The 22,315-nt window shown below is 68.2% G+C and carries 16 protein-coding genes and 1 tRNA gene; 8 read left to right on the top strand and 9 right to left on the bottom strand.

The annotated features are described in order from the left end of the window. Window positions 1-158 precede the first annotated feature (158 nt). From AC5P99_RS12390 to AC5P99_RS12380, 3 genes are all read left to right on the top strand, one after another. Window positions 159-232: transfer RNA gene (locus AC5P99_RS12390), tRNA-Thr, on the top strand. A 357-nt stretch (window positions 233-589) separates the two neighbouring features. Beyond that, window positions 590-1,714, top strand: a complete 1,125-nt coding sequence (locus AC5P99_RS12385) for a slipin family protein (protein WP_495213201.1) — start codon at window positions 590-592, stop codon at window positions 1,712-1,714. Between the two features lie 55 nt (window positions 1,715-1,769). Further along, window positions 1,770-2,990, top strand: a complete 1,221-nt coding sequence (locus AC5P99_RS12380; RefSeq protein ID WP_323152519.1) for an RtcB family protein — start codon at window positions 1,770-1,772, stop codon at window positions 2,988-2,990. Between the two features lie 112 nt (window positions 2,991-3,102). Here AC5P99_RS12380 and AC5P99_RS12375 read toward each other — a convergent pair whose 3' ends face one another. Further along, window positions 3,103-4,008: an NAD(P)/FAD-dependent oxidoreductase gene (locus AC5P99_RS12375; RefSeq protein WP_005411581.1), complete on the bottom strand. Its 906-nt coding sequence runs from the start codon at window positions 4,006-4,008 to the stop codon at window positions 3,103-3,105. Next, the gene (locus tag AC5P99_RS12370; protein WP_495213200.1) at window positions 3,998-4,453 is read right to left on the bottom strand and encodes an Rrf2 family transcriptional regulator; all 456 of its coding nucleotides are present in this window, start codon (window positions 4,451-4,453) and stop codon (window positions 3,998-4,000) included. The genes AC5P99_RS12375 and AC5P99_RS12370 overlap by 11 nt, the downstream gene beginning before the upstream one ends. A gap of 182 nt (window positions 4,454-4,635) precedes the next feature. Between AC5P99_RS12370 and AC5P99_RS12365 the strand changes: the two genes are divergently transcribed. Continuing rightward, window positions 4,636-6,756 carry a methyl-accepting chemotaxis protein gene (locus AC5P99_RS12365; RefSeq protein WP_099605374.1) on the top strand — a complete coding sequence of 707 codons (2,121 nt, stop codon included), beginning with the start codon at window positions 4,636-4,638 and terminating at the stop codon, window positions 6,754-6,756. 156 nt (window positions 6,757-6,912) lie between these two features. Here the strand turns inward: AC5P99_RS12365 and AC5P99_RS12360 are convergent, their stop codons facing one another. Then, window positions 6,913-7,815, bottom strand: a complete 903-nt coding sequence (locus AC5P99_RS12360; protein WP_005411584.1) for a LysR family transcriptional regulator — start codon at window positions 7,813-7,815, stop codon at window positions 6,913-6,915. Window positions 7,816-7,920: 105 nt separating this feature from the next. Here AC5P99_RS12360 and AC5P99_RS12355 point away from each other — a divergent pair, with 105 nt between their 5' ends. Then, window positions 7,921-9,135 carry an MFS transporter gene (locus tag AC5P99_RS12355; RefSeq protein WP_005411585.1) on the top strand — a complete coding sequence of 405 codons (1,215 nt, stop codon included), beginning with the start codon at window positions 7,921-7,923 and terminating at the stop codon, window positions 9,133-9,135. Between the two features lie 114 nt (window positions 9,136-9,249). After that, on the top strand, window positions 9,250-10,059 hold the full coding sequence (dkgB, locus tag AC5P99_RS12350) for a 2,5-didehydrogluconate reductase DkgB (RefSeq protein ID WP_012481584.1): 810 nt from the start codon (window positions 9,250-9,252) through the stop codon (window positions 10,057-10,059). A 119-nt stretch (window positions 10,060-10,178) separates the two neighbouring features. Here dkgB and AC5P99_RS12345 read toward each other — a convergent pair whose 3' ends face one another. Further along, entirely contained in the window at window positions 10,179-10,880 is a 702-nt protein-coding gene (locus tag AC5P99_RS12345; RefSeq protein ID WP_033833843.1) for an alpha/beta fold hydrolase, read from the bottom strand. A gap of 131 nt (window positions 10,881-11,011) precedes the next feature. On the opposite strand from AC5P99_RS12345, the gene AC5P99_RS12340 reads away from it, so the two are divergent. Beyond that, complete coding sequence (locus tag AC5P99_RS12340) at window positions 11,012-11,392, top strand: YbjQ family protein (RefSeq protein ID WP_033833807.1); 381 nt, start codon at window positions 11,012-11,014, stop codon at window positions 11,390-11,392. 62 nt (window positions 11,393-11,454) lie between these two features. Here the strand turns inward: AC5P99_RS12340 and AC5P99_RS12335 are convergent, their stop codons facing one another. Together AC5P99_RS12335 and mgtE are read right to left on the bottom strand one after the other, a co-directional pair. Further along, window positions 11,455-14,175, bottom strand: a complete 2,721-nt coding sequence (locus tag AC5P99_RS12335; RefSeq protein WP_149501396.1) for a bifunctional acetate--CoA ligase family protein/GNAT family N-acetyltransferase — start codon at window positions 14,173-14,175, stop codon at window positions 11,455-11,457. A gap of 189 nt (window positions 14,176-14,364) precedes the next feature. Beyond that, window positions 14,365-15,735 carry a magnesium transporter gene (gene mgtE / locus AC5P99_RS12330; protein WP_099561899.1) on the bottom strand — a complete coding sequence of 457 codons (1,371 nt, stop codon included), beginning with the start codon at window positions 15,733-15,735 and terminating at the stop codon, window positions 14,365-14,367. A gap of 344 nt (window positions 15,736-16,079) precedes the next feature. Between mgtE and AC5P99_RS12325 the strand changes: the two genes are divergently transcribed. Further along, on the top strand, window positions 16,080-17,858 hold the full coding sequence (locus AC5P99_RS12325) for a monovalent cation:proton antiporter-2 (CPA2) family protein (protein ID WP_005411591.1): 1,779 nt from the start codon (window positions 16,080-16,082) through the stop codon (window positions 17,856-17,858). A 217-nt stretch (window positions 17,859-18,075) separates the two neighbouring features. Here AC5P99_RS12325 and AC5P99_RS12320 read toward each other — a convergent pair whose 3' ends face one another. The 3 genes from AC5P99_RS12320 to AC5P99_RS12310 all read right to left on the bottom strand — a co-directional run bounded on the left by AC5P99_RS12320 (window position 18,076) and on the right by AC5P99_RS12310 (window position 22,268). Beyond that, on the bottom strand, window positions 18,076-21,414 hold the full coding sequence (locus AC5P99_RS12320) for an ankyrin repeat domain-containing protein (RefSeq protein ID WP_495213199.1): 3,339 nt from the start codon (window positions 21,412-21,414) through the stop codon (window positions 18,076-18,078). Continuing rightward, window positions 21,407-21,667: a YcgL domain-containing protein gene (locus AC5P99_RS12315; protein WP_005411593.1), complete on the bottom strand. Its 261-nt coding sequence runs from the start codon at window positions 21,665-21,667 to the stop codon at window positions 21,407-21,409. The genes AC5P99_RS12320 and AC5P99_RS12315 overlap by 8 nt, the downstream gene beginning before the upstream one ends. A 160-nt stretch (window positions 21,668-21,827) precedes the next feature. Beyond that, the gene (locus tag AC5P99_RS12310; protein WP_005411594.1) at window positions 21,828-22,268 is read right to left on the bottom strand and encodes a hypothetical protein; all 441 of its coding nucleotides are present in this window, start codon (window positions 22,266-22,268) and stop codon (window positions 21,828-21,830) included. Window positions 22,269-22,315: the final 47 nt, after the last annotated feature.

Below are 22,315 nucleotides of genomic sequence, written 5' to 3'. Positions count from 1 at the left end.
ACCCTCGATTCTCCAACGGTCCCGTTTCATCCACGGGCTGGTGCGCGCGGCGTTGCCGTGGCGTATGCCGGAGGTCGCGGACATGCCATCGCCTGGATCGCCTGCTGGAGGCAGGCGCCGGTTCGCCGGTACGCGGTTCGATTCCGCGCGGTCCCCAACTGGATAGCTCAGCTTGGTCAGAGCAACGGATCCGTAATCCGTCTGTCGTGGGTTCGATTCCCACTCCAAACCACATGACCTGTCACGTCATGACTTGAAGCAACACCCGGGGTGCAAGCCCCAGCGGCCATCGTCGCCGTCCACCGACATCGCCTTCGGGCAGGAACGTGGAAGGCAACGGACCGCACGCCGGGCCCCGGCCCGCCGCCACTGCCAGCCACGTTCCGCACCGGTGCTGCCTGCCGGGAACGACGATGGCAGCACTGCCGGCGCACCGAAGGCTCCGCGCGCGGACCGTCCGCCGATGGCCGCCCTCTTCCGCTGCCTGCACGTGATGTGCAGGCAGCCTCGCCACGACCGGATCGACCCGGGTCATGGCGATTCATCCGCAACGGGTCGAACCACCAGAGCCATACAAGGAGAGACTCCCATGTTCTGGACCATCAAGGTCGTGATCGGCGACGGCGAGCGCGGCCTGGTGTATCGCAACCGTCGTTTCCAGCAGATCCTGCTGCCGGGCGTGCACCGCCTGTCGCCGTTCGGCGGCCGGCCGCACGTGGACATCCACACTGCATCGAAGGGCGCGGCCTACACTGGCAGCGACCAGGACAGCCTGATCGAAGCGCTGGGCGCACAGCTGGACACGCACTTCGTGCTGGCCAACGTCGGCGCCAGCGAGGTCGGCCTGTTGCTGCGCAACGGCCGCATCGATGAAGTGCTGCCGCCGGGCAGCCGCCGTCTGTACTGGCGCGGTTCGGTCGATACCCAGGTGCAGGTAATGGCGTTGGGTGACCAGCCGCGCATTCCGGCCGACGTGCAGCAGCGGCTGGGTCAATTGGGCGTGCTGCCGCGTGTGGCGGTGATCAACACGGTGCCGAGCGAGTCGGTCGGCCTGCTGTTCATCGATGGCACGCTGCGGCAGACGCTGGACGCCGGCCTGCACGCGTTCTGGAACTTCAACGGCAACGTGTCGGTGGAGCGTGTGGAACTGCGTGCACGTTCACTGGACGTGTCCGGCCAGGAACTGCTCAGCCGCGACAAGGTGACCCTGCGGGTGAACCTGGCCGCGACCGTGCAGGTGGTCGACCCGGTGCGTGCGCACCGCACGCTCAGCAATGCCGATGAGTTCGTCTATCGGCAGCTGCAGTTCGGCCTGCGCCAGGCAATTGCCGCGCGCAGCCTGGACGAGCTGCTGGGTGACAAGGCGGCACTGGACGGCGAGATCGCTGCGCATGTGCAGGCGGCGATCGAAGGCCACGGCGTGCGCTTGCTCGGCGTCGGCATCAAGGACGTGATCCTGCCGGGCGAGATGAAGGAGATCCTCAACGGCGTGGTGCTGGCCGAAAAGCAGGCCCAGGCCAGCGTGATCCGTCGCCGCGAGGAGGCCAACGCCACGCGTTCGCAGCTCAACACCGCAAAGCTGATCGAGGACAACCCGGTGCTGATGCGCTTGAAGGAGCTGGAGGCACTGGAGAAGGTCACCGAGAAGATCGACACGCTCACCGTGTTCGGCGGCCTGGATGGCGTGCTGAAGCAGCTGGTGACGATCAGGTAGGGGTCGCGGTGGCGCAGGGACGCGCCGCCGGCCCATCAAGGACATTAAAGAAGACATGGACACTCAACAGAACTATCAATGGCTGCATGCCGAGGGCACCACGCCGATCAAGGGCTGGGTCAACGGAGTGCCGCTGGAAGCGCAGGCACATGAGCAGCTGCGCAACATCGCCGCGATCCCGTTCGTCGGGCCGTGGGTGGCCGTGATGCCGGACGTGCACCTGGGCAAGGGCGCGACCGTCGGCTCGGTGATCCCGACCCGCGGGGCGATCATCCCGGCCGCGGTCGGCGTCGACATCGGCTGCGGCATGGCGGCGGTGCGTACCACGCTGCGCGCCGATGACCTGCCCGATGACCTGCGGCAGCTGCGCAACAGCATCGAGCGCAGCATTCCGGTCGGCAACGGGCGCGGCGGCGAGCATCACCGCATGCCCGACAGCATCCACACCCGGCTGGTGCAGTCCGGGCTGGCCGCCGGCCTGGAGAAGATCAAGGACAAGCACCGCCGCATCCGCACCGACAAGCTGGACCGCCAGCTGGGTACGCTGGGCGGCGGCAACCACTTCATCGAACTGTGCCTGGACGAGACGGACACGGTGTGGGTGATGCTGCACAGCGGCTCACGCGGTACCGGCAACCTGATCGGCACCTACTTCATCGAGAAGGCGCGCGAGGAACTGGCCCGGCGCGTTCTGGGCTTCCACCTGCCGGACAAGGACCTGGCGTTCTTCATGGAAGGCGAGCCGCTGTTCGATGACTACGTCGAAGCGGTGTCGTGGGCGCAGGACTACGCCCGGCAGAACCGCGAGGCGATGATGTCGCGCGTGCTGGCCGAGATGCGCCACCGGCTGCCGAAGTTCCAGCTGGCGGCGATGGCGGTGAACTGCCACCACAACTATGTGCAGAAGGAGACGCACAACGGCCAGGAGTTGCTGGTGACGCGCAAGGGCGCGGTCAGCGCGCGTGAGGGCGAGCTGGGCATCATTCCCGGCAGCATGGGCACGCGCAGCTATATCGTGCGCGGCAAGGGCAACGCGGACAGCTTCCACAGCTGCAGCCACGGCGCCGGCCGGGTGATGAGCCGTGGCACGGCGCGCCAGCAGATCACGCTGGCCCAGCACCGCGAGGCCACCGCGCACGTGGAATGCCGCAAGGACAGTGGCGTGCTGGACGAGTCACCGGCCGCGTACAAGTCGATCGACGATGTGATGGCTGCGCAGCTCGACCTGGTGGACGTGGTGCACACGCTGCGGCAGGTGCTGTGCGTGAAGGGGTAATGGAGCGGTGCCGACCAAGGTCGGCACCCACCGCTCCCGATTGCAGTAGAACCACGCCATGCGTGGATGGAACAGCGCCGACCAAGGTCGGCATCTACCGGAGCACGCGCGTTCAGCGCGGCACGCTGTCTTCGGCCACCAGCGCATGGTGCACGCCGATGCCCGCGCGCACGCCTTCGGCCATGGCCAGGGTGATGTTGCCCACCGTGGTCGCATCGCCTGCGGCATACACGTTCGGCACCGAGGTCTGCTTCATCGCATCGACCTCGATCAGCACGCCCAGCGGGCTCTCGACCAACGTGCAGCCCAGCTGCTGCACCAATGGCGTGGCCATCGCCTGGGTGGCCGGCACGAACAACGCACGCTGGGCGATTCGGCGGCCGTCGGCCAGCTCCACTTCCAGCCAGGTCGGCTGGTCGCCCTGCACGCCCAGCACGGGTGACGTCTCGATCTGCACGCCGCGCTGCTGCATGGCAGCGCGTTCCTCATCCGTGATGTCCAGTCCCATGCTGAAGAACGTGACATTGCCCCAGTCCGCGAACAGCGGCGCCTTGCTGGCGGACATCGGATGACCGCCAAGCAGGCCAATGGCACCACCACCCACTTCATAGCCATGACAGTACGGGCAGTGCAGCACGGTGCTGCCCCAGCGCTCGGCGAGGCCCGGCAACGCCGGCAACTGGTCGGCGATGCCGCTGGCGAGCAGCAGCTTGCGCGCGGCCAGCACCTGGCCATCGGCGGTACGCACTTCCACGCCTTCGGCGCTGGCGGTGGCCTGAACGGCTTCGGCATGCACCCAACGCACCGTGGGGTAGTCCAGCAGCTGCTGGCGCGCCGTCTTCAGCAGCTCGGCGCCACTGATGCCATCCAGCCCGAGCACCCCGTGCGAATGACTGGCGAAACGGTTGCGCGGCGAACCGGCGTCGATGACGGTGACCGGGCGACGGGCACGGGCCAGGATCAGGCCGGCGGCAATGCCGGCATAGCTGCCGCCGACGATGAGCACATCAGGATTCATGGTGACCTTCCAGGGAACGGTGATGGGCAAGATGGCGGGCGAAGTCGGCGCCGAGCTGGTCCAGCGTGGTCGCCTGCAGCCGCGCTTCGAGCAGGCGCTGCGCTTCGCGCGCCCCTTCGAGCAGGGCGCTGTTGACCAGCTGCTGGATCGGGCAGCCACCGCCGGAGTCGCGTGCGCCGACCTGGACCAGCGGTGGTGCGCCCACCGCCAGGTAGATGTCATGCAGGGTGATCGCCGCGGCATCGCGTGCCAGCAGGCTGCCGCCGCCGTGGCCGCGGGTGCTGCGCACCAGGCCGGCCTTGTGCAGCTGCGCCAGCAGGCGACGGATCACCACCGGATGCGTCGGCAGGCAGGACGCCAGCTGCTCGGACGTGCGCGGGGCGCCATGGCCGACCAGGTGCGCCATCACATGCAGGGCGTCGGACAGTGGATTTGCGGATTTCATGTAACAACGATAGTTACATTTAAATTCTCTGTCGAGAATCTTCTTTCGTTCCATATGGACACATTTGTCCTATGAAACATCCCCTTCACATCACTAAACGAAACGGTAATGTGATGAACGTCGCACTTCAGACGCGTGGGGACAGGTCGATACCGCATTGCCCCTTCCCGAGAGTCCCTTCCATGAAAGCGTCTGTCCGTGCTCCGCGCCTGCAGTCCAAGCTGCTCGGCGCGGTTTCCGTTGGTCTGGCCGTGGTCCTGCTGTGCGCATTGGCGGGCCTGGCCTCCGCCTGGTTGAAGCTGTCCACCGAGGTTCCACCCGAAGTCGCGCACAGCCGCGACGCCGAACGCCTGCAGCGCGAGTTCCGCAGCCAGGTGCAGGAATGGAAGAACGTGCTGCTGCGCGGCCACGACGACGCGCTGCGCCAGCGCCATCTGGACGCCTTTGACAGCGAGGGCCGCCTGGTCGAGCAGCTGGCCAGGGGCCTCGTAGCCAGCCCGGACATACGCACGCGCGAACTGGCACAGTCCTTCATCGGCCTGCACACGCAGCTGCAGAAGGACTACCACGCCGCCCTGCAGGCGTTTGCGGAAGCCGGCTACGATCCCGCCGCCGGCGACAACCTGGTGCGTGGCAAGGACCGCCCGGTGGCGACCGCACTGGATGCGCTGAGCACGCATGCCACGCAGGTGGCCGAAGCAACCGTAGCGGCGCGGTCGCAGCAGGCGCGGCAGACCCTGCTGCTGTGCGCGGCGCTGACCGTGCTGGCCGCCGTGTTGCTGCTGATGGGCCTGGCCTGGTGGCTGAGGCGCGCGGTGGTGCAGCCGGTGCTGGCGGTGGAAGCCGCTGCGCGTGCCGTGGCCGCCGGTGATCTGCAGCACGTGGTGCAGGTGCGCAGCCGCGACGAGATCGGTCGCCTCGCGCAGGCGATGCAGGCGGTGCAGTCCACGCTGCGCGGCGTACTGGACGCACAGGCGACGATGGCGCAGGCGCATGACGCCGGTACCATCAGCCATCGCATGGATGCCAGTGCGTTCCCGGGCGCGTTCGGCACCATGGTGGCCGACTGCAACACGCTGGTTGACGCGCACATCCAGGTGAAGATGCGCGCGATCTCGATCATGGGCCGCTATGCCGTCGGTGACCTCAGCCAGGACATGGAACGCCTGCCCGGCGAAAAGGCCGTGATCACCAACGCGTTGGATACGGCCAAGGCCAATCTCGGCATGATCAACGGCGAGATCCGCCGCCTGGCCGAAGCCGCCGCCGCCGGTGACTTCAGCCAGCGCGGCGACAGCGCACGCTTCGAGCATGATTTCCGCGCAATGGTCGACGGCTTGAACCGATTGATGCAGACCACTGAACTGAACCTCGGCGAGGTCTCCAGCATGCTGCGCGCGATTGCCGATGGCCGCCTCGGCGCGCGCATGCACGGTGATTTCCAGGGCGTGTTCGCGCGTATCGCCGGCGACGCGAACACCACCGCTACGCAGCTGGCAACCATCGTCACCGACATCAAGCACGCCTCCGGCAACATCCACACGGCGGCGGCGGAGATCGCCGCCGGCAACAACGATCTGTCGCGCCGTACCGAACAACAGGCCGCCAACCTGGAAGAGACGGCGGCATCGATGGAGGAACTGACCTCCACCGTGCGCCAGAACGCCGAGCATGCGCGCCAGGCCAACCAGCTGGCGATCGGCGCGCACACCGTTGCCTCTCACGGCGGCAGCGTGGTCGGCCAGGTGGTGACGACGATGGGCGCGATCGAAACCTCGTCGCGGCAGATCGCCGAGATCATCAGCGTGATCGACGGCATCGCCTTCCAGACCAACATCCTGGCGCTGAACGCCGCGGTGGAAGCGGCACGCGCCGGCGAGCAGGGCCGCGGCTTCGCGGTGGTTGCCAGCGAAGTGCGCACCCTGGCACAGCGTTCGGCGGCAGCCGCGAAGGAGATCAAGGCGTTGATCGAAGCGTCGGTGGAACAGGTCGGCCACGGTGCACGGCGCGTGCGCGAGGCCGGTGACACCATGGCCGAGATCGTGGCGTCGGTGCAGCGTGTCACCGACATCATGGCCGAGATCTCCGCCGCCTCGCAGGAGCAGAGCGCGGGCATCGAACAGGTCAGCCAGACGGTGATCCAGATGGACGGCACCACCCAGCAGAATGCCGCGCTGGTGGAGGAAGCCAGCGCCGCCGCACGCAGCCTGGAGCAGCAGGCGAACCGGTTGATCGACGCGGTGGATGTGTTCGATCTGTCGACCACCGCCGCAGCGAAGGACGCGCTGGCGCGCGCGGCCTGATTGATCCGGTTGCCGGCCAGCGGCCGGCAACCCCACCACCACATGGGTAGCGCCCGACCGTTGGTCGGGCGATGGCAGGGGCCGTGCGGACCAACGGTCCGCACCCACCGTAACCTGCGGTAGTGCCGGCCGCTGGCCGGCACCCCCACCACGACCTCAGCGCAGGTAATCGCTCCGCGCCATCGCTTCACCCAGGTAATCCAGGAACGAGCTGATCCGCGCCGACACCGCCGTGTTGCGGTAATACACCGCGTGGATCGGCTGGTACACATCCAGCGTCTGCGTCGCCAGCACCGGCACCAACGTGCCGGCAGCCCGGTCGCGATCGGTCACGAAGTCGGACAGGCAGGTGATGCCCACGCCTTCCACCGCCAGTCGGCGTAGTGTTTCGCCGCTGGACACCGCGATATCCGGACGCACCCGCAGCAGGCCATCGGCATCGCCCGGCAGCGGCCAGTGATTCAACGATTCCGGTTCGTTGAAGCTGAGCAGGGTGTGCTGGCCCAGCGCGGCGACGCTGGCCGGTTCGCCGTGTGCCGCCAAGTAGGCCGGACTGGCCACCAGCCGCAGCTGGCAGCGACCCAACGGCCGCGCATGCAGGGTGGAGTCGGCCAGCGGCCCGATCCGGATCGCCAAGTCGGTGCGCCGTTCCAGCAGGTCGATGTAGCGCTCGGAGCTGTTCAACTCCAGCTGCACCTCCGGGTAGCGCGCGCGGTACCCGGCCACCAGCGGCGCGATCACGTGCAGCACGAACGGCATCGCCGCGTCCACGCGCAGGCGCCCGGCCGGGCGCTCGCGGCGGGCGGCCATCTGTTCCTCGGCGGACTCCACCGCATCGATGATCGCCCGTGCATGGCGCAGGTAGGCCTCGCCCTCTGCCGTCAGGTGCAGGCGGCGGGTGGTACGGGTCAACAGGGTGGTGCCGAGCTTGTCTTCCAGCCGCCCCAGCGCCCGGCTCACGCCCGACGGCGTCTGCCCCAGCTGTTCGGCGGCAGCACTGATCGACCCGCTGTCGATCACCGCGAGGAAGGCCTGCATTTCATCGAGAGTGGTCTTCATGCCTCCATTATTGACTGGGCGGCAATAGTGATTGGCGTGAAGACCGGTTTTTCGGCAAAGGTGCGCCGCGCACACTGCGCGCCTTCCTTCCCTCCGGAGCCGGCCATGATCCGTGGCATTCCCCTCGCCCTGCTGGCGCTGACCCTCGGTGCCTTCGCCATCGGCACCACCGAGTTCGTCATCGTCGGCCTGATTCCCACCATTGCCGCCGACCTGCAGGTCAGCCTGCCCTCGGCCGGCCTGCTGGTCTCTCTGTATGCCCTCGGCGTGGCCATCGGTGCGCCGGTGCTGACCGCGCTCACCGGCCGCGTACCGCGCAAGTCGCTGCTGGTGGCGCTGATGGTGCTGTTCACCCTGGGCAACGTCATCGCCTTCCTGGCGCCGGGCTACACCTCGCTGATCGTCGCCCGAATCCTCACCGGCCTCGCCCACGGTGTGTTCTTCTCGATCGGTTCGATCATCGCCACCGCGGTGGTGCCAAAGGAGAAGGCCGCCAGCGCGATCGCCATCATGTTCACCGGCCTCACCGTGGCGCTGGTGACCGGTGTGCCGCTGGGCACCTTCATCGGCCAGCACCTGGGCTGGCGCGCCACCTTCCTGGCGGTGGCCGCGCTGGGCGTGATCGCCCTGCTCGGCGCGCTGCTGTTCGTGCCGCGCAGCGTGCCGCAGAGTGCGCCGGCCAGCTTCCGCCAGCAGCTGGCCGTACTCGCCCAACCCCGCCTGCTGCTGGTCTATGCGATGACCGCGCTGGGCTACGGCGGCACCTTCCTGGCCTTCACCTATCTGGCGCCGATCCTGCAGGACGTCACTGGTTTCTCGGCAAACGCAGTCAGCCTGGTGCTGCTGGTGTACGGCGTGTCGGTGGCGATCGGCAACCTGTGGGGCGGGCGCATGGCCGACCGCATGGGCCCGGTGCCCGCACTGAAGCGCATCTTCGCCCTGTTGGCCGTCGTGCTGTTCGTGCTCACCTTCACCGCCTACAACACCTGGCTGATGCTGCTGACGGTACTGGCACTGGGTGCGGTGGCGTTCGGCAACGTGCCCGGCCTGCAGGTGTATGTGGTCAAGCAGGCTCAGCGCTATGCGCCGCAGGCCACCGACGTCGCATCGGGGCTGAACATCGCCGCCTTCAACATCGGCATCGCGCTGGGCGCCTCGCTCGGCGGCCTGGTGGTGGAGAACATCGGCCTGATGCACACGCCGTGGCTGGGCGCGCTGGTGGTGGTGGGTGCGTATGCATTGACCGTGCTCAGCGGCCGCCTGGACCGCCGCGACGGCATCGATGACCGCGCCGATGGCATCGCCGTGGCCACGCATTGAGATAGGTCATGCCCTGCCGGTACGGTGGTGCAATGCACCGTTGCCGGCACGCATGCGGCCACTGGCCTACCCTTTGCTGGATATTCGCATCCCTCCCCTCTGCTGGAGCTCCCCATGACTGTCCCCGCCTTCGGTCTCGGAACCTTCCGCCTGAAAGACCAGACCGTGATCGACTCGGTGCGCAATGCGCTGGATGTCGGCTACCGCGCCATCGATACCGCGCAGATCTACGGCAATGAAGCCGAGGTCGGCCAGGCCATCGCCGATTCCGGCGTGCCGCGCGAAGAGATCTACCTGACCACCAAGGTCTGGATCACCGCGTTCAAGCGCGAAGCGCTGCTGGCCAGCCTGCGTACCAGTCTGGAAAAGCTGCGTACCGATCATGTGGACCTGACGCTGATCCACTGGCCGTCGCCGAACGACAAGGTCGACGTGCCGATGGAGGAGTACCTGCCGGCGCTGGCCGAGGCCAAGGCACAGGGCCTGACGAAGGCGATCGGCATCTCCAACTTCACCATCGCCCAGACCCGCAAGGCCATCGAGATCCTTGGCGCCGATGCCATCGCCACCAACCAGATCGAGATCCATCCCTACCTGCAGAACCGCCTGCTGGTGAAGTTCCTGCAGGACAACGGCATCCACGTCACCGCCTACATGAGCCTGGCCTATGGCGAGGTGATCAAGGACCCGGTGATCCAGGCCATTGCCGGCCGCCACCAGGCCACTCCGGCGCAGATCGCGCTGGCCTGGGCGCTGCAGCAGGGCTTCTCGGTGATCCCGTCGTCGACCAAGCGCGAGAACCTGTCGAGCAACCTGGAAGCGGCAGCGATCCGCCTGACCGACGAAGACATGGCGCAGATCGCCAAGCTGGACCGTGGCCATCGCCTGGCGAATCCGGAAGGGATTGCACCCGCCTGGGATTGATCCCGACCGCGGTTGCGGATCGGAATCGGTAGGTGCCGCCCTTGGTCGGCACTGACCTCTGATGGATCATTGAAACACCGTGCGGACCGAGGTCCGCACCCACCAGAAGCGGCTTTGGCCTAGCCCTGCAGCAACCACCCGCGCATCGCCACACTGACCTCGTCCGGCTTCTCCATCGGGGCCAGGTGCCCGCAGTCCGGCACCACCACCAGCTGCGAGTGCGGCACCAGGGCGTGCATTTCCTCGCTGACCGCGAGTGGCGTAATGCGGTCGTTGGCCCCGCAGATGATCAACAGCGGATCGCGGTAGCCAGCCAGCACGTCATGGCCGTCACGGCGTTCCAGCGCACTCTGGCGCAGGAACACGTCCGCGCCCAGGCGGGCGGTCATGTCACGCACACGTTGCACCAGCACGTAATCATCCAGCCGCGAGGCATCGATGTAGCTGCGCATCAGCACATCGCCGAAGCCATGGAACTTGCCGGGCAGGCGCACGCTGGCGCGCTGGCTGCGGCGCTGTTCGGCACGTTCCGGTGAATCGGCGTGGATCGAGGTATCGACCAGCGCCAGCTGCAGCACGCGTTCCGGCGCGATGCGCAGGATCTGCTGGGCGACGAAACCGCCCAGCGAGAACCCGGCCAACGCAAAGCGCTCCGGCGCCTGTGCCAGCACGTCCTCGGCCACCGCCTGCAGGGTTTCGCCACGGGTCTGGTCGCCTACGGTGCAATCGGCGATGTCGGCCAGATCGGCCAACTGCGCGCGCCACAGTTCGGCATCGTTGAGCAGGCCAGGCAGCAGCAGCAGGGGGATACGGTCGGTCATGCGGGTATTGTCGCGCCGGTGCGGTGGCAAGGACATGCCGTGGCTGGCCCTGTGCGTTGCAGAACCGGCCCAGCAGCGCGACGACACGCTAGGATGCAGCCCTCGACCCTACCCGTTCCAAGGATGCGGCCATGGCAGACCCCTACAACAGCGGCAACCCGACGACCTCGCTGACACGTTTCGACGATTCACTGGTCACCACCGCCTTCGAGTTGCCCGGCCATCGCGTGGTGCGCAACCTGGGCGTGGTGCGCGGCATCACCGTGCGCTCGCGCTCGATCGTCGGCAATTTCCTCGGCGGCATCCAGACCCTGTTCGGTGGCAACATCACCATCTACACCGAGCTGTGCGAACAGGCCCGCGAGGAAACCTACCGCGACATGGTCAAGCACGCGCGGCAGCTGGGCGCCAACGCGATCATCGGCATGCGCTACGACGCCACCGATGTGATGACCGGGCTGACCGAAGTGCTGTGCTACGGCACGGCAGTGGTGGTGGAACCGATGCGGTAGCCTGGTCGTAGAGTCGAGCTTGCTCGACTGCTTTCGATGGCAACAGTCGAGCGAGCTCGACTCTACAGCGGTGCCGCCGGCACCTCTACCTGCTGCACCGGCAGGGTCACCATCATCACCGTCGGGTCATCCGGGTCCAGCTTCGTCTTGAAGCCCAGGCTCTGGCACATCGCCAGCATGGTGCTGTTCTCGCGCAGCACCTGGCCTTCGACCACGTCCAGGCCCAGCCACTTGGCGTACTCGATCATGATCGCCATCAGCCGCCAGCCAATGCCGTGGCCCTTCAGGTCCGAGCGGATCAGGATGCCGTACTCGCCGCGGTGGTAGTCGGCATCGGCGTGCAGGCGCACCGCGCCGAGCATTTCGCCACTGCGCGGTTCGATCGCCACCAGTGCGATCGAGCGTGCATAGTCGAGCTGGGTCAGGCGTGCGATGAACTCGTGGCTGAAGTGCTTCACCGACTGGAAGAAGCGCAGGCGCAGATCCTCGTCGCTGACGCGGGCAAAAAACGCACGGAACAATGCGTCATCCTCCGGCCGCACCGGACGCACGAAGGCGCGGCCGCCATCGGACAGTTCGATGGTGCGCTCCCACTCCTTCGGGTACGGGAACACCGAGAAGCGCGGATGGCCACGGCCCTTGTGCAGGATGCGCGACGGCGCCACCGCCACGCGTGCGTCGAGGGCGAGGATGCCCTTGCCGTCGACCAGCAGCGGATTGATGTCCAGCGTACGCACTTCGGGAATGTCGGCGGCCAGCTGCGCCAGCTTGACCAGCGCCAGGGCCAGTGCGCGCTCGTCGGCGGCAGGCACATCGCCATAGGCCTTGAGGATACGCGAGGCACGGGTCTGGCCGATCAGCTCATGGGCCAGGCGCAGATCCAGCGGCGGCAGCGCCAACGCCTTGTCATTGATCACTTCGACCGCAGTACCGCCACGACCGACCACGATCACCGGGCCGAACGTCGCGTCATCGGCAATGCCGACGATCAACTCGCGCGCCTTCGGGCGGACGATGGTCGGCTGCACCAGCAGACCGTCAATGCGCGCATCCGGCCGCAGCTGGCGCGCACGTGACAGGATCGCATTGGCCGCGCTCTGCACCGCCGGCAGCGTCGTCAGGTTCAGGCGTACGCCATCGACTTCCGACTTGTGCGGAATATCGGGTGACAGGATTTTCAGTGCCACGCTGGCGCCACGTTCCAGCAGCGGTTGCGCCAGGTCCATCGCCTCGTGCGCATCGCGAGCATGCATCACCGGCGCGGAGGGAATGCCGTAGGCCTTGAGCAGTTCGTGGGTGGCCAACGGGTCCAGCCATTGCTGGCCGTTGGCCAGCGCCGCATCGACCAGCGCGCGTGCGGCCGCCGCGTCGACACTGAAATCCTGCGGCAGGCTGGGTGGCGTTTCCATCAGCGCGTTCTGCGCCTCGCGGTAGCGCACCAGGTGCTGGAAGCCACGCACCGCTTCGGCCTCGGTCGGATAGGTCGGCACCCGTGCCGCGTTGAGCGTGGCGGTGGCCTGGTCATCGTTGCCCAGCCACACCGCGAACACCGGCTTGTCGCGGTGATGGCGCGGGCGCAGTCCGAGCGTGCGGGTAAGCGCCTGTGCGGCGTCTGCGGATGAAGTGAATGCGGTCGGCACGTTGACCACCATCACCGCATCATTCTCGTTGTCGGCCAGCAGCGCCTCGATGGCGGCGGCATAGCGGTCACCATCGGCGTCGACCACGATGTCGACCGGGTTGCTGCGCGACCAGCCCTGCGGCAGCACGGCGTCGAGTTTCTCGACCGTGCTGTCGGACAGGTTGGCCAGCGTGCCACGCAGTGCAATGAGCTGGTCCACGGCCAGGCGGCCGACACCGCCACCATTGCTGAGAATGGCCAGGCGACGACCGGGGAAGGTCCCCAACCGGCCCAGCGATTCGGCGGCCGTGAACAGTTCGTCCAGCGCGCCCACGCGCAGCAGGCCGGCGCGGTTGAAGGCTGCACCGTACACATCGTCGGCGCGGGCCAGGGCCTGCACATGGGTATCGCGGCTGCCCGGCTGCACGCGCTCGGCGCGGCCGGACTTCACCACCACCACCGGCTTGGCGCGGGCGGCGGCACGCGCGGCCGACATGAACTTGCGCGCATCCTTGATCTGCTCGACGTAGAGCAGGATGGCGCGGGTGCGGTAGTCGGTGGCGAAGTAGTCGAGCAGGTCACCGAAGTCGACGTCCATCGTGTCGCCCAGCGAGACCACCGCGGAAAATCCGACCGAGCGGGCCACGCCCCACTCCACCAGCGCGGCGGCAATGGCCGAGGATTCGGAGATCAACGCAAGATCACCGGCCTGCGGGAAGTGCGCTGCGATGCTGGCATTGAGCCGTGCGTGCGGTGCAATCACACCCAGGCAGTGTGGGCCGAGGATGCGCAGGCCATGCTTGCGCGCCACCGCCTCCACCTGCGCCGACAGCGAGCCCGGGCCTTCACCCAGGTGGGCGGTGAGGATGATTGCGGCCTGCACGCCGCGTTCGGCAGCGGTGCGCACCACCTGCGGCACGATCGACGCCGGCGCGGTGATCACCACCAGATCCGGCACCCAGTCCAGGTCCTTCAGCCGCTTCACGGTGCGGATGCCATCGATTTCGGCATGCCGCGGGTTGATCCACGCCACCCTGCCGGGGAAGCCGGTGCCGCGCAGGTTGCGCATCACCGCACGTCCGGCCGAGCGCTGACGCGGGCTGCCGCCGATCACCGCGACCGACTGCGGACGGAACACGGACTGCAGGTGGTAGGTACTCATGCGCCTACGGTAACCAAATTCCATGGCGATGGGGTCAGATCCCTTCCCCAGGAAAGGGCTCTGACCCTTGCGTGAACCTTGCGTGCCGACCAAGGTCGGCAACTACCGGGGCACGGTGCTTCAGGGGTCAGAGCCCTTCGCTGCGCGAAGGGATCCGACCCCGTAACCGACCCCGTAACCGACCCCGGTTTACAACAGTGTGCCGTGCAGGATCATCGCGGCGATGCTGAAATAGATCACCAGTCCGGTCACGTCCACCAGCGTGGCCACGAACGGGGCCGAGGCACTGGCCGGGTCGAAGCCGAGCCGCTTCAGGATGAACGGCAGCATCGATCCGGACAGCGAGCCGAACGTGACGATGCCGACCAGCGCGGCGCCGATGGTGATCGCCAGCAGGATCCAGTGCTCGCCGTAGTCATGCAGGCCACCCAGCTGCCAGATGACGATGCGCACGATGGCCAGGCAGCCGAGGATCGCGCCCAGCACCATGCCGGTGGGCACTTCGCGCAGGGCCACCTTCCACCAGTCGCGCAGGCGCAGTTCGCGCAGCGCCAGGCTGCGGATCAGCAGCGAGGTGGCCTGCGAACCGGAGTTGCCGCCCGAACTCATGATGAGCGGAATGAACAGGGTCAGTACCACCGCGCGCGCCAGTTCGTCCTCATAGTGCTGCATCGCGCTGGCGGTCAGCATCTCGCCCAGGAACAGCACGCTCAGCCAGCCGGCGCGCTTGCGCAGCATCTCGAAGAAGCCGATCTGCATGTACGGCTTGTCCAGTGCTTCCATGCCGCCGAACTTGTGCGCGTCCTCGGTGGATTCCTCGATCAGCGCATCCAGTACGTCATCGACAGTGACGATGCCGAGCATCTGCTGCTGCGCATCGACCACCGGGATCGCCAGCAGGTCGTGGCGACGGATCAGCCGTGCCACTTCTTCCTGGTCCATCAGTGCGTCCACCGTCACCGGTGGATTGACCTGGGCCACGTCCAGGATCGACTCCTCCGGCAGGCCGGTGATCAGCCGGCGCATGGTCACCACCTGCTGCAGCTGCTGGCTGGCCGGGTCCAGCACGTAGATCGCGTACACCGTTTCACGGGTGCGCTCGACCTGGCGGATGTGCTGCAGGGTCTGCGCCACGGTCCAGCTGGCGGGTACCGCCACGTACTCGGTGGTCATCAGCGCACCGGCGGTGTTCGGCGGGTAGCTGAGCAGCTTCTGGATGGCCTGGCGGGCGTCGGTGCCCAGCAGCGGGATCAACCGGGCGCGTTCTTCCTCATCCAGCTCATGGACGATGTCGGTGGCGCGGTCGTCGGCCATCAAGCCGAGCAGGGCGGCCGCGCGCGCCGGCGGCAGCGCAGCCACCAGTTCGCCACTGCGGTGCAGTTCCGGTGCTTCCAGCATTTTCACTGCACGCGGCAACGGCAGCGCAGCCAGCGTTTCCGCGGCGCGGGCCAGTTCCAGCGTGTTGAGGAATTCCACCGCATCGGCGGTGTTGAAGTTCGCCAGCGGCGCGGCCAGTGCGGCGGCATCGGCCACCGGGCGCAGCAATTGCTTCTGGTTCATCGGGTTTGCCTTGTGGGGGTGCGACCTCGCGCAACGCCAACGCAGGCAAACCGTCCCGATGTCAGGCGGTGGCCATCGCTGGCGTCGAACGAGGTCGACTTCTACTGTCGCTGGACATGGGTTGGGGACTCCGGGATGCGTGTGCCGACGGACGCGCCGCCAGCGGCGGGCAGTCTGGACCCGTGGACCATGCAGGTCAACCCGGTCCCGCCGCGGCAGCACCCTGCCCGCAGGTTGTTCTCGTGCGTACACAGGCCGGCGCGCATAATGGCGCGGTGGTGTTCGCCACGCTTTTCCCAACCCGAACGGACGCACAGCGGCTCCCCCGATGACCAGGTATTCCCATGCATAGCGGTGGTCTGGAACTGGCGCTGGTGCTGCTGCTGGCGGCAGTCATCGCCGTGCCGGTGTTCAAGAAGTTCGGCTTCGGCGCGGTGCTGGGCTACCTGGCGGCCGGCGTGGTGCTGGGCCCGGACGGGCTCGGCTTCGTGCAGGACGCCGACCGCATCCTCGGCGCCGCCGAGATCGGCGTGGTGATGCTGCTGTTCGTGATCGGCCTGGAACTGTCGCCGGCACGCCTGAAGGTGATGCGGCGCTCGGTGTTCGGTGCCGGTGCGGCGCAGGTGGCGCTGTCCGGGCTGGTGCTGGGCGGCCTGCTGCTGCTCGACCACTTCCAGTGGAAGAGCGCGCTGGTGGTAGGCGTGGCGCTGGCGCTGTCATCGACGGCGGTGGGCCTGCAGCTGCTGTCCGAGCACAAGGCGATCAACAGCGACCACGGCCGGTTGGGCTTTGCCATCCTGCTGTTCCAGGACCTGATCGCGATCCCGCTGCTGGCGGCCATCCCGCTGCTGGGCGGGGTGAAGAACGAGACCCTGCGCTGGGAAGATGCGGCCGTGGCGCTGGGGGCGCTGGCGGTGGTGATCCTGTGCGGACGACCGGTGCTGCGCAAGGTGTTCAGCATCATTGCGCGCACCCGCAGCCCGGAAGTATTCACTGCCACCGCCCTGCTGGTGGTGCTGGGCACCGCCTGGTTCATGCAGGAAGCCGGCCTCAGCCCCAGCCTCGGCGCGTTCCTGGCCGGCGTGCTGCTGTCCGATTCGGAGTTCCGGCATGAGCTGGAAGCGCAGATCGAGCCGTTCAAGGGGCTGCTGCTGGGCCTGTTCTTCATCGCGGTGGGCATGGGCATCGACCTGGACCGCATCGCCGCCGAGCCGTGGCTGATCGCCGCAGGTGTCGGCATCCTGCTGGTGGTCAAGTTCAGCCTGCTCTACGCGGTTGGACGTGTCGCCCGGCTCAGCTCGCGGCAATCGCTGCTGCTGGGCAGCGTGCTGTGGCTGGGCGGCGAGTTCGCCTTCGTGGTGTTCAACGAGGCACAGCGCGCGCACCTGCTGGGCAACGCCAACCACGACCGGCTGGTGGCGATCGTCGGCCTGTCGATGGCGATCACGCCGCTGTTGATGATCGCGCTGCTGAAACTGCTCGGCCAGGAGAAAGCCACTCCGCGCGAGCCGGCCGAGGCCGACAAGGTGGCGCCGGACAACCGGCCCAAGGTGCTGATCGCCGGCATGGGCCGCTTCGGCCAGGTGATCGCGCGCCTGCTGACCGCGCAGAAGGTGCCGTTCGTGGCGCTGGAGGCGAACCCGGATACCGTGGCCGACCTGCGCCGATTCGGCAACCAGCTGTATTACGGCGACCCGACCCGGCCGGAGATGCTGCGCGCGGCCGGGGGCGAGCACATCGATGTGTTCGTGATCACCGTGGATGACCCGGAAACCAACCTGCGCGCGGTGCGCATGGTGCGCCGGCTGTACCCGGACGCGACGGTGCTGGCGCGTGCACGCAACCGCCAGCATGCGTGGCGCCTGATGGACATGTCGGCCGAGCCGTTCCGCGAAGTGTTCGGCACCAGCCTGGAGATGAGCGGCCGCGTGCTGACCGCGCTGGGCGTGGCACCGGACGTGGCCGAGCGCCACGTGCAGCGCTTCCGCGAGCACGATGAGCAGCTGCTGCGCGACCAGTACCTGGTGTACGACGACGAGGCAGCGGTGATCCAGACCTCGCGCGACGCACGCAACGACCTGATGCATCTGTTCGAGGCCGACGCGGAAAGCGACGGCAAGTAGGCGTGCCGACCAACGGTCGGCACCCACCCGATGGCTGATGGACCCGGTAGTGCCGGCCGCTGGCCGGCAGCCTCGTGATCCCGAAGGTTTCAGGAGATTGCCGGCCAGCGGCCGGCACTACCCACTGCGGATTCCGGCAGTGGATCCACGCCATGCGTGGATGACGCGATGCCGGGGTCAGAGCCCTTTCCGTGGGAAAGTGATCCGACCCCGGTGCTCAACCGTTGTCGCGCAGGAACCGCGCCATCGACGAGACACCCGGCACGCGCGGTTCGAACTCGCCGGCCACGTCGATGAAGCCACGCATCACCGCGATCTCGCGCGGGCTGCGGTTGAGGCTGTCGCGCGCCTCCGGATCGGCACCAGCGCGCAGCAGGCGCTGCACCAGCAGCGGCAGGCCGTGCAGGGCCGCGAGGTGCAGCGGTCCGAAGCCGCGCGGATCACGCACCTCAAGGCTCACGTCTTCGTCCAACAGGCGTTCCACCGCAGCCATCACCACCTGTTCGTCGCAGGCGGTGCCGGGCTCGGCGCGTGCACCCAGCAGCAGCAGCAGCGGCGTGACCGCACCGGCCGCGGCCTGGTCCGGTTCGGCACCGGCCAGCAGCAGGGTGTCGAGCAGGGCGAGCAGGCGCGAGCGGTCGCGGGCACTGAAGCCATACAGCGCGGCACAGTGCAGTGGGCCCAGCTGCTGGGCGTCACCGGCGTGCACGTCGGCACCGGCGGTGAGCAGGCGCGCAACGATGTCCGGCAGGCCCAGCGCGGACGCCAGCATCAGCACGGTCACGCCGCCCGGCAGGCGGTGTTCCAGCTTGGCGCCAGCGTCGAGCAGGGCCGAGACGATGTCCACCTGGCGCATGCTGACCGCCGCCGACAGCGGCGTGGCACCACTGGCCGCTGCGTGCTGCGGATCGGCGCCACGCGCCAGCAACAGGTCGGTCACCGCCAGATGGCCACCACCGGCGGCGCGCAGCAGCGCGGTGCAGCCCTGCGCATCAACCGCATCGACGGCGAAGCCCAGATCGATCAGGCGGCGTACCGCGTCGACGTCACCGGCCATTGCGGCGGCCGGCAGATCGGACTCGCGCAGGGTGCGGCGCGGCAACGGCCACACCCGCCAGTCCAGCCAGTCGGCCAGGTCGCGGCGACCAATCGACAGCGCCACGCCCAGCGGCGTCTGGCCATCGGCGGCGCGTGCTTCCGGCGAGGCACCGTGCTGCACCAGCAGCTTCAGCGCGCCTTCGCGGGCCAATGCGGTGGCCAGATGCAATGCGGTCATGCCATGGCTGTCGCGCGCTTCACGATCGACGCCCGCCTTCAGCAGCGCCTGCTGCAGGCGCAGCCAGCCCAGGCGCACCGCCAGCGACAACGGCGGATCACCGGCCGGCGAAGCCGCGAACGGATCGGCGCCACGCTCCAGCAATTCCAGCGCCAGCTGTTCCAGGCCACGGGCGGCCTGGTCGTGCTGCGCACAGGCCGCCAGGAAGCGCGCCAGGCCACCGCGTCCGGCCGGCGACAAGCCACGCTGCAACATCACCTGCAACGCCGGCACCGCATCAATGCCGCGCGACAGCAACGCGAACATCGGCGTATCGGAACAGGCGTCGCGCACGTAGGGATCGGCGCCGTGGCCCAGCAGCCAATCCACCGCGCGCGGCTCCAGCGCCAGCTCGGGGTCGAGCAGCAGGCCGCCCAGTTCTTCCGGCTGGCACAGCTTGGCCAGCGCGGCCATGCCTTCGGTGTTGCCGAAGCCCAGCGCCTCGCGCAGCAGGGTCAGCGGCGGGCGGTCCGGCAGCAGGCCGCTGGCACTGGCGGCTTCGCCACGCTCGGCCAGGCCGTCACTGACCGCGGCCGGCAACGGATAGGACGGATCCAGCAGGGCGACAATCGCCCAGCGCCCGGCTTCGGCAGCGTAGTCCACTGCACGGCGACCGACCGGATCGGTCGCGTCGGCGGCGATGCCCAGCTCCACCAGGCGCTTGACCAGCAACGGCGAGACATCCTCTGCCATCACGGCCAGCTGCACTGCGTTGCGCCCTTCGCCGTCGACGGCAACCAGATCCGGCTTGTGCGGCAGCAAGTGTTCGACCACCGCGGCGCGCCCGGCACGGGCGGCTTCCAGCCAGGGCGTACGTCCCAGTGCATCGCGTGCTTCCAGGTTGGCACCGGCGGCCAGCAGCACGCCGATGATTTCAACGTGGCCGGCCAGCGCCGCCTCGTGCAGCGCGCTGCGGCGCTGGCGATCACGCGCGTCGGCACGTGCCTTGTGCTTGAGCAGCAGCTGCACGCCAGCCGGATCGTCGTCTTCGGTGGCGGCGGCGGCCAGCAGCACCGGGGTGCCCTCTGCCGGTTCGCTGCGCGCACCGCGTTCGAGCAGGAAGCGGGCCAGGCGCCAGTTGCCGACCTGGCAGGCCACGGCCAGCGGCGACCAGCCCTCGTTGTTCAGCGCATCGACTTCGGCGGCGGCATCGCGCAGCAGCGCGGCCACGCCTGGGTCGGAACTGCGCGCGGCATGGTGCAGCGGGGTGTTGCCATCGCTGTCGGTGGCACGCGAATCGGCACCGTTGGCGAGCAGGGTCATCACGGCTTCGGGGCGGCCATGCCAGCTGTCGCGGGTGGCGGCCAGCAGCGGGGTCATGCCCCGGTGCGGCGCGTTCACGTCAACGCCGCGGGCAATCAGTTCGCGCAGCAGGCGCAGGTCCGGCAACACCGCCGCCAGCACCGCCAGGCTGCGCTGGTCGCGCCAGTTCGGGTCGGGCAGCGCATACGGATCGGCGCAGGCCTGCAGCAGCTGCAGGCCGCGGTCGATGCGGCCGTGGCGGGCGGCTTCATACAGGGCCGGGGTCAGCTCCTGCGGTGCCATCGCCTCCAGCGGCGCGGTCTCGGCCGCGGCAGCGAACATCGGTTCGTGTTCTGCGCTGGACGTCGCCATCGGGCTGGGGCGCAACGACACCAGCGGCGCCGGCGCGACCCGTTGCAGCAGCAGGTGCAGCACGGGAGACACCACCACCACGGCCAGCGCAGCGGGCCAGCGCGCGCTCTCCGGCAGCAGTCCCGGCCAGGCCGGCAGCACCACCAGCGCGGCCAGCGCGATCACCAGCGCCGCCACGCCGAGACCGCGCCAGGCGGTCAGGTCACGACCGGCCAGCGCCTGCCAATGATGGGCCAGGCTGCCATCAAGCCGTTCGACATCGTTCCACAGCGGCCAGGTGCGCCAGGCAGCGAGCAGGCCGGCACTGACCAGCACGCTCAGGCCCAGCACCGCCGCAAGGCTGCCGCTGTCACGCAGCGCCGCCAGCGGCCAGGCCAGCAGCAGCGCCAGCAGCAGCGGTGCGGCCGCCCACAGTGCCAGCAGCGCCGGCAGGTCCTGGCGTGCAACCACCTTCAGCGGCAGCAGCGCACGGCTGCGCCGCCACCACGATACGCCCAGCGCGAACGCCGGTTGCGCCAGGGCGGCGAGGATGGCACCGGCAACGCCGCCCACGGCAGCACCCAGTGCCAGCACGGCGCCCACGGCGAAGGCGATCGACAGGGCGCGCGGACGGGAGACGTCAGTCATAGTGGCGCGGCATCAGGCTGGCCACCGACGGCGGCACCTGCAGGTAGAACCCGCGCTCGCTCATGTCACTGCGAACCTTGTCCGGGTCGGCCTGGGCCAGGCGACGCTGGGCATCCAGGGCCACGTCCAGGACGAAGGTGAGCGCACCCAGCGAGGTGAGCAGCGGCGCAGGCAGCGCGCTGAAATCATCGCGTCGGGGAACGTAGACGTAGGTGTCAGGCTTGAGTTGGCTTTTATAGACGTAGGCGTGCATGTCCGCGGGACGATAACCCGGGAAGAGCCATGATTGTGTCGGAAAGCCGACACCGGGGAAAGCCGTCGGCCGACGATGGCGGCGTGATCGACGGCGTTTCCCCGACGGGGTTCAGCAATGTGGCGGCGGCGTTCAGGCAACGCCGCTGCCCTGCGGTCGCTTACTTGACCTTGGCGTAGGTGCCCTTCAGCGCCACGCCGGCGAGGATCGTACCGGCATAGCATTCGTAGTTGGTGCTGCTCTTGAACTCGTTCTTCTTGTAGTAGCTGACGATGTCGACCACCGCGTTGGCACCGCGCGACTTGGCGCCATCCTGCAGCGCGCGCAGCGCCGACAGCGCGACCCAGCGGCAGGCCTCGGCATCGCTCTTGTTGGCGGCGTTGGTCTTCTTGTTGGTCACGTCCTCGCCCAGGCGCTGCTGCACGCTGACCGGCTGGCCGGCCAGGTAGAAGCGCACGCTGCCGTCGATGCCGGCGTCCCGGGCGGCCTGCGAGGTGACCAGCTCCTGCAGGGACTGCTCAACGCGGGTGTCGCGGGCGGAGGCGGTGGAGGTCAGGGCCAGCAGTGCAGTGGCCGTGGCGATCATCAGGGTGCGGCGCATCGGAACATCTCCTTGTCGGGGGTGCGGGTGGGTTGAGGAAAAAGGCG

Source organism: Stenotrophomonas sp. YJH_SMC_80 (assembly GCF_059372495.1).
The sequence above is the reverse complement of the archived record's forward strand: the minus strand, read 5'-3'. Positions and strand labels throughout refer to the sequence as shown.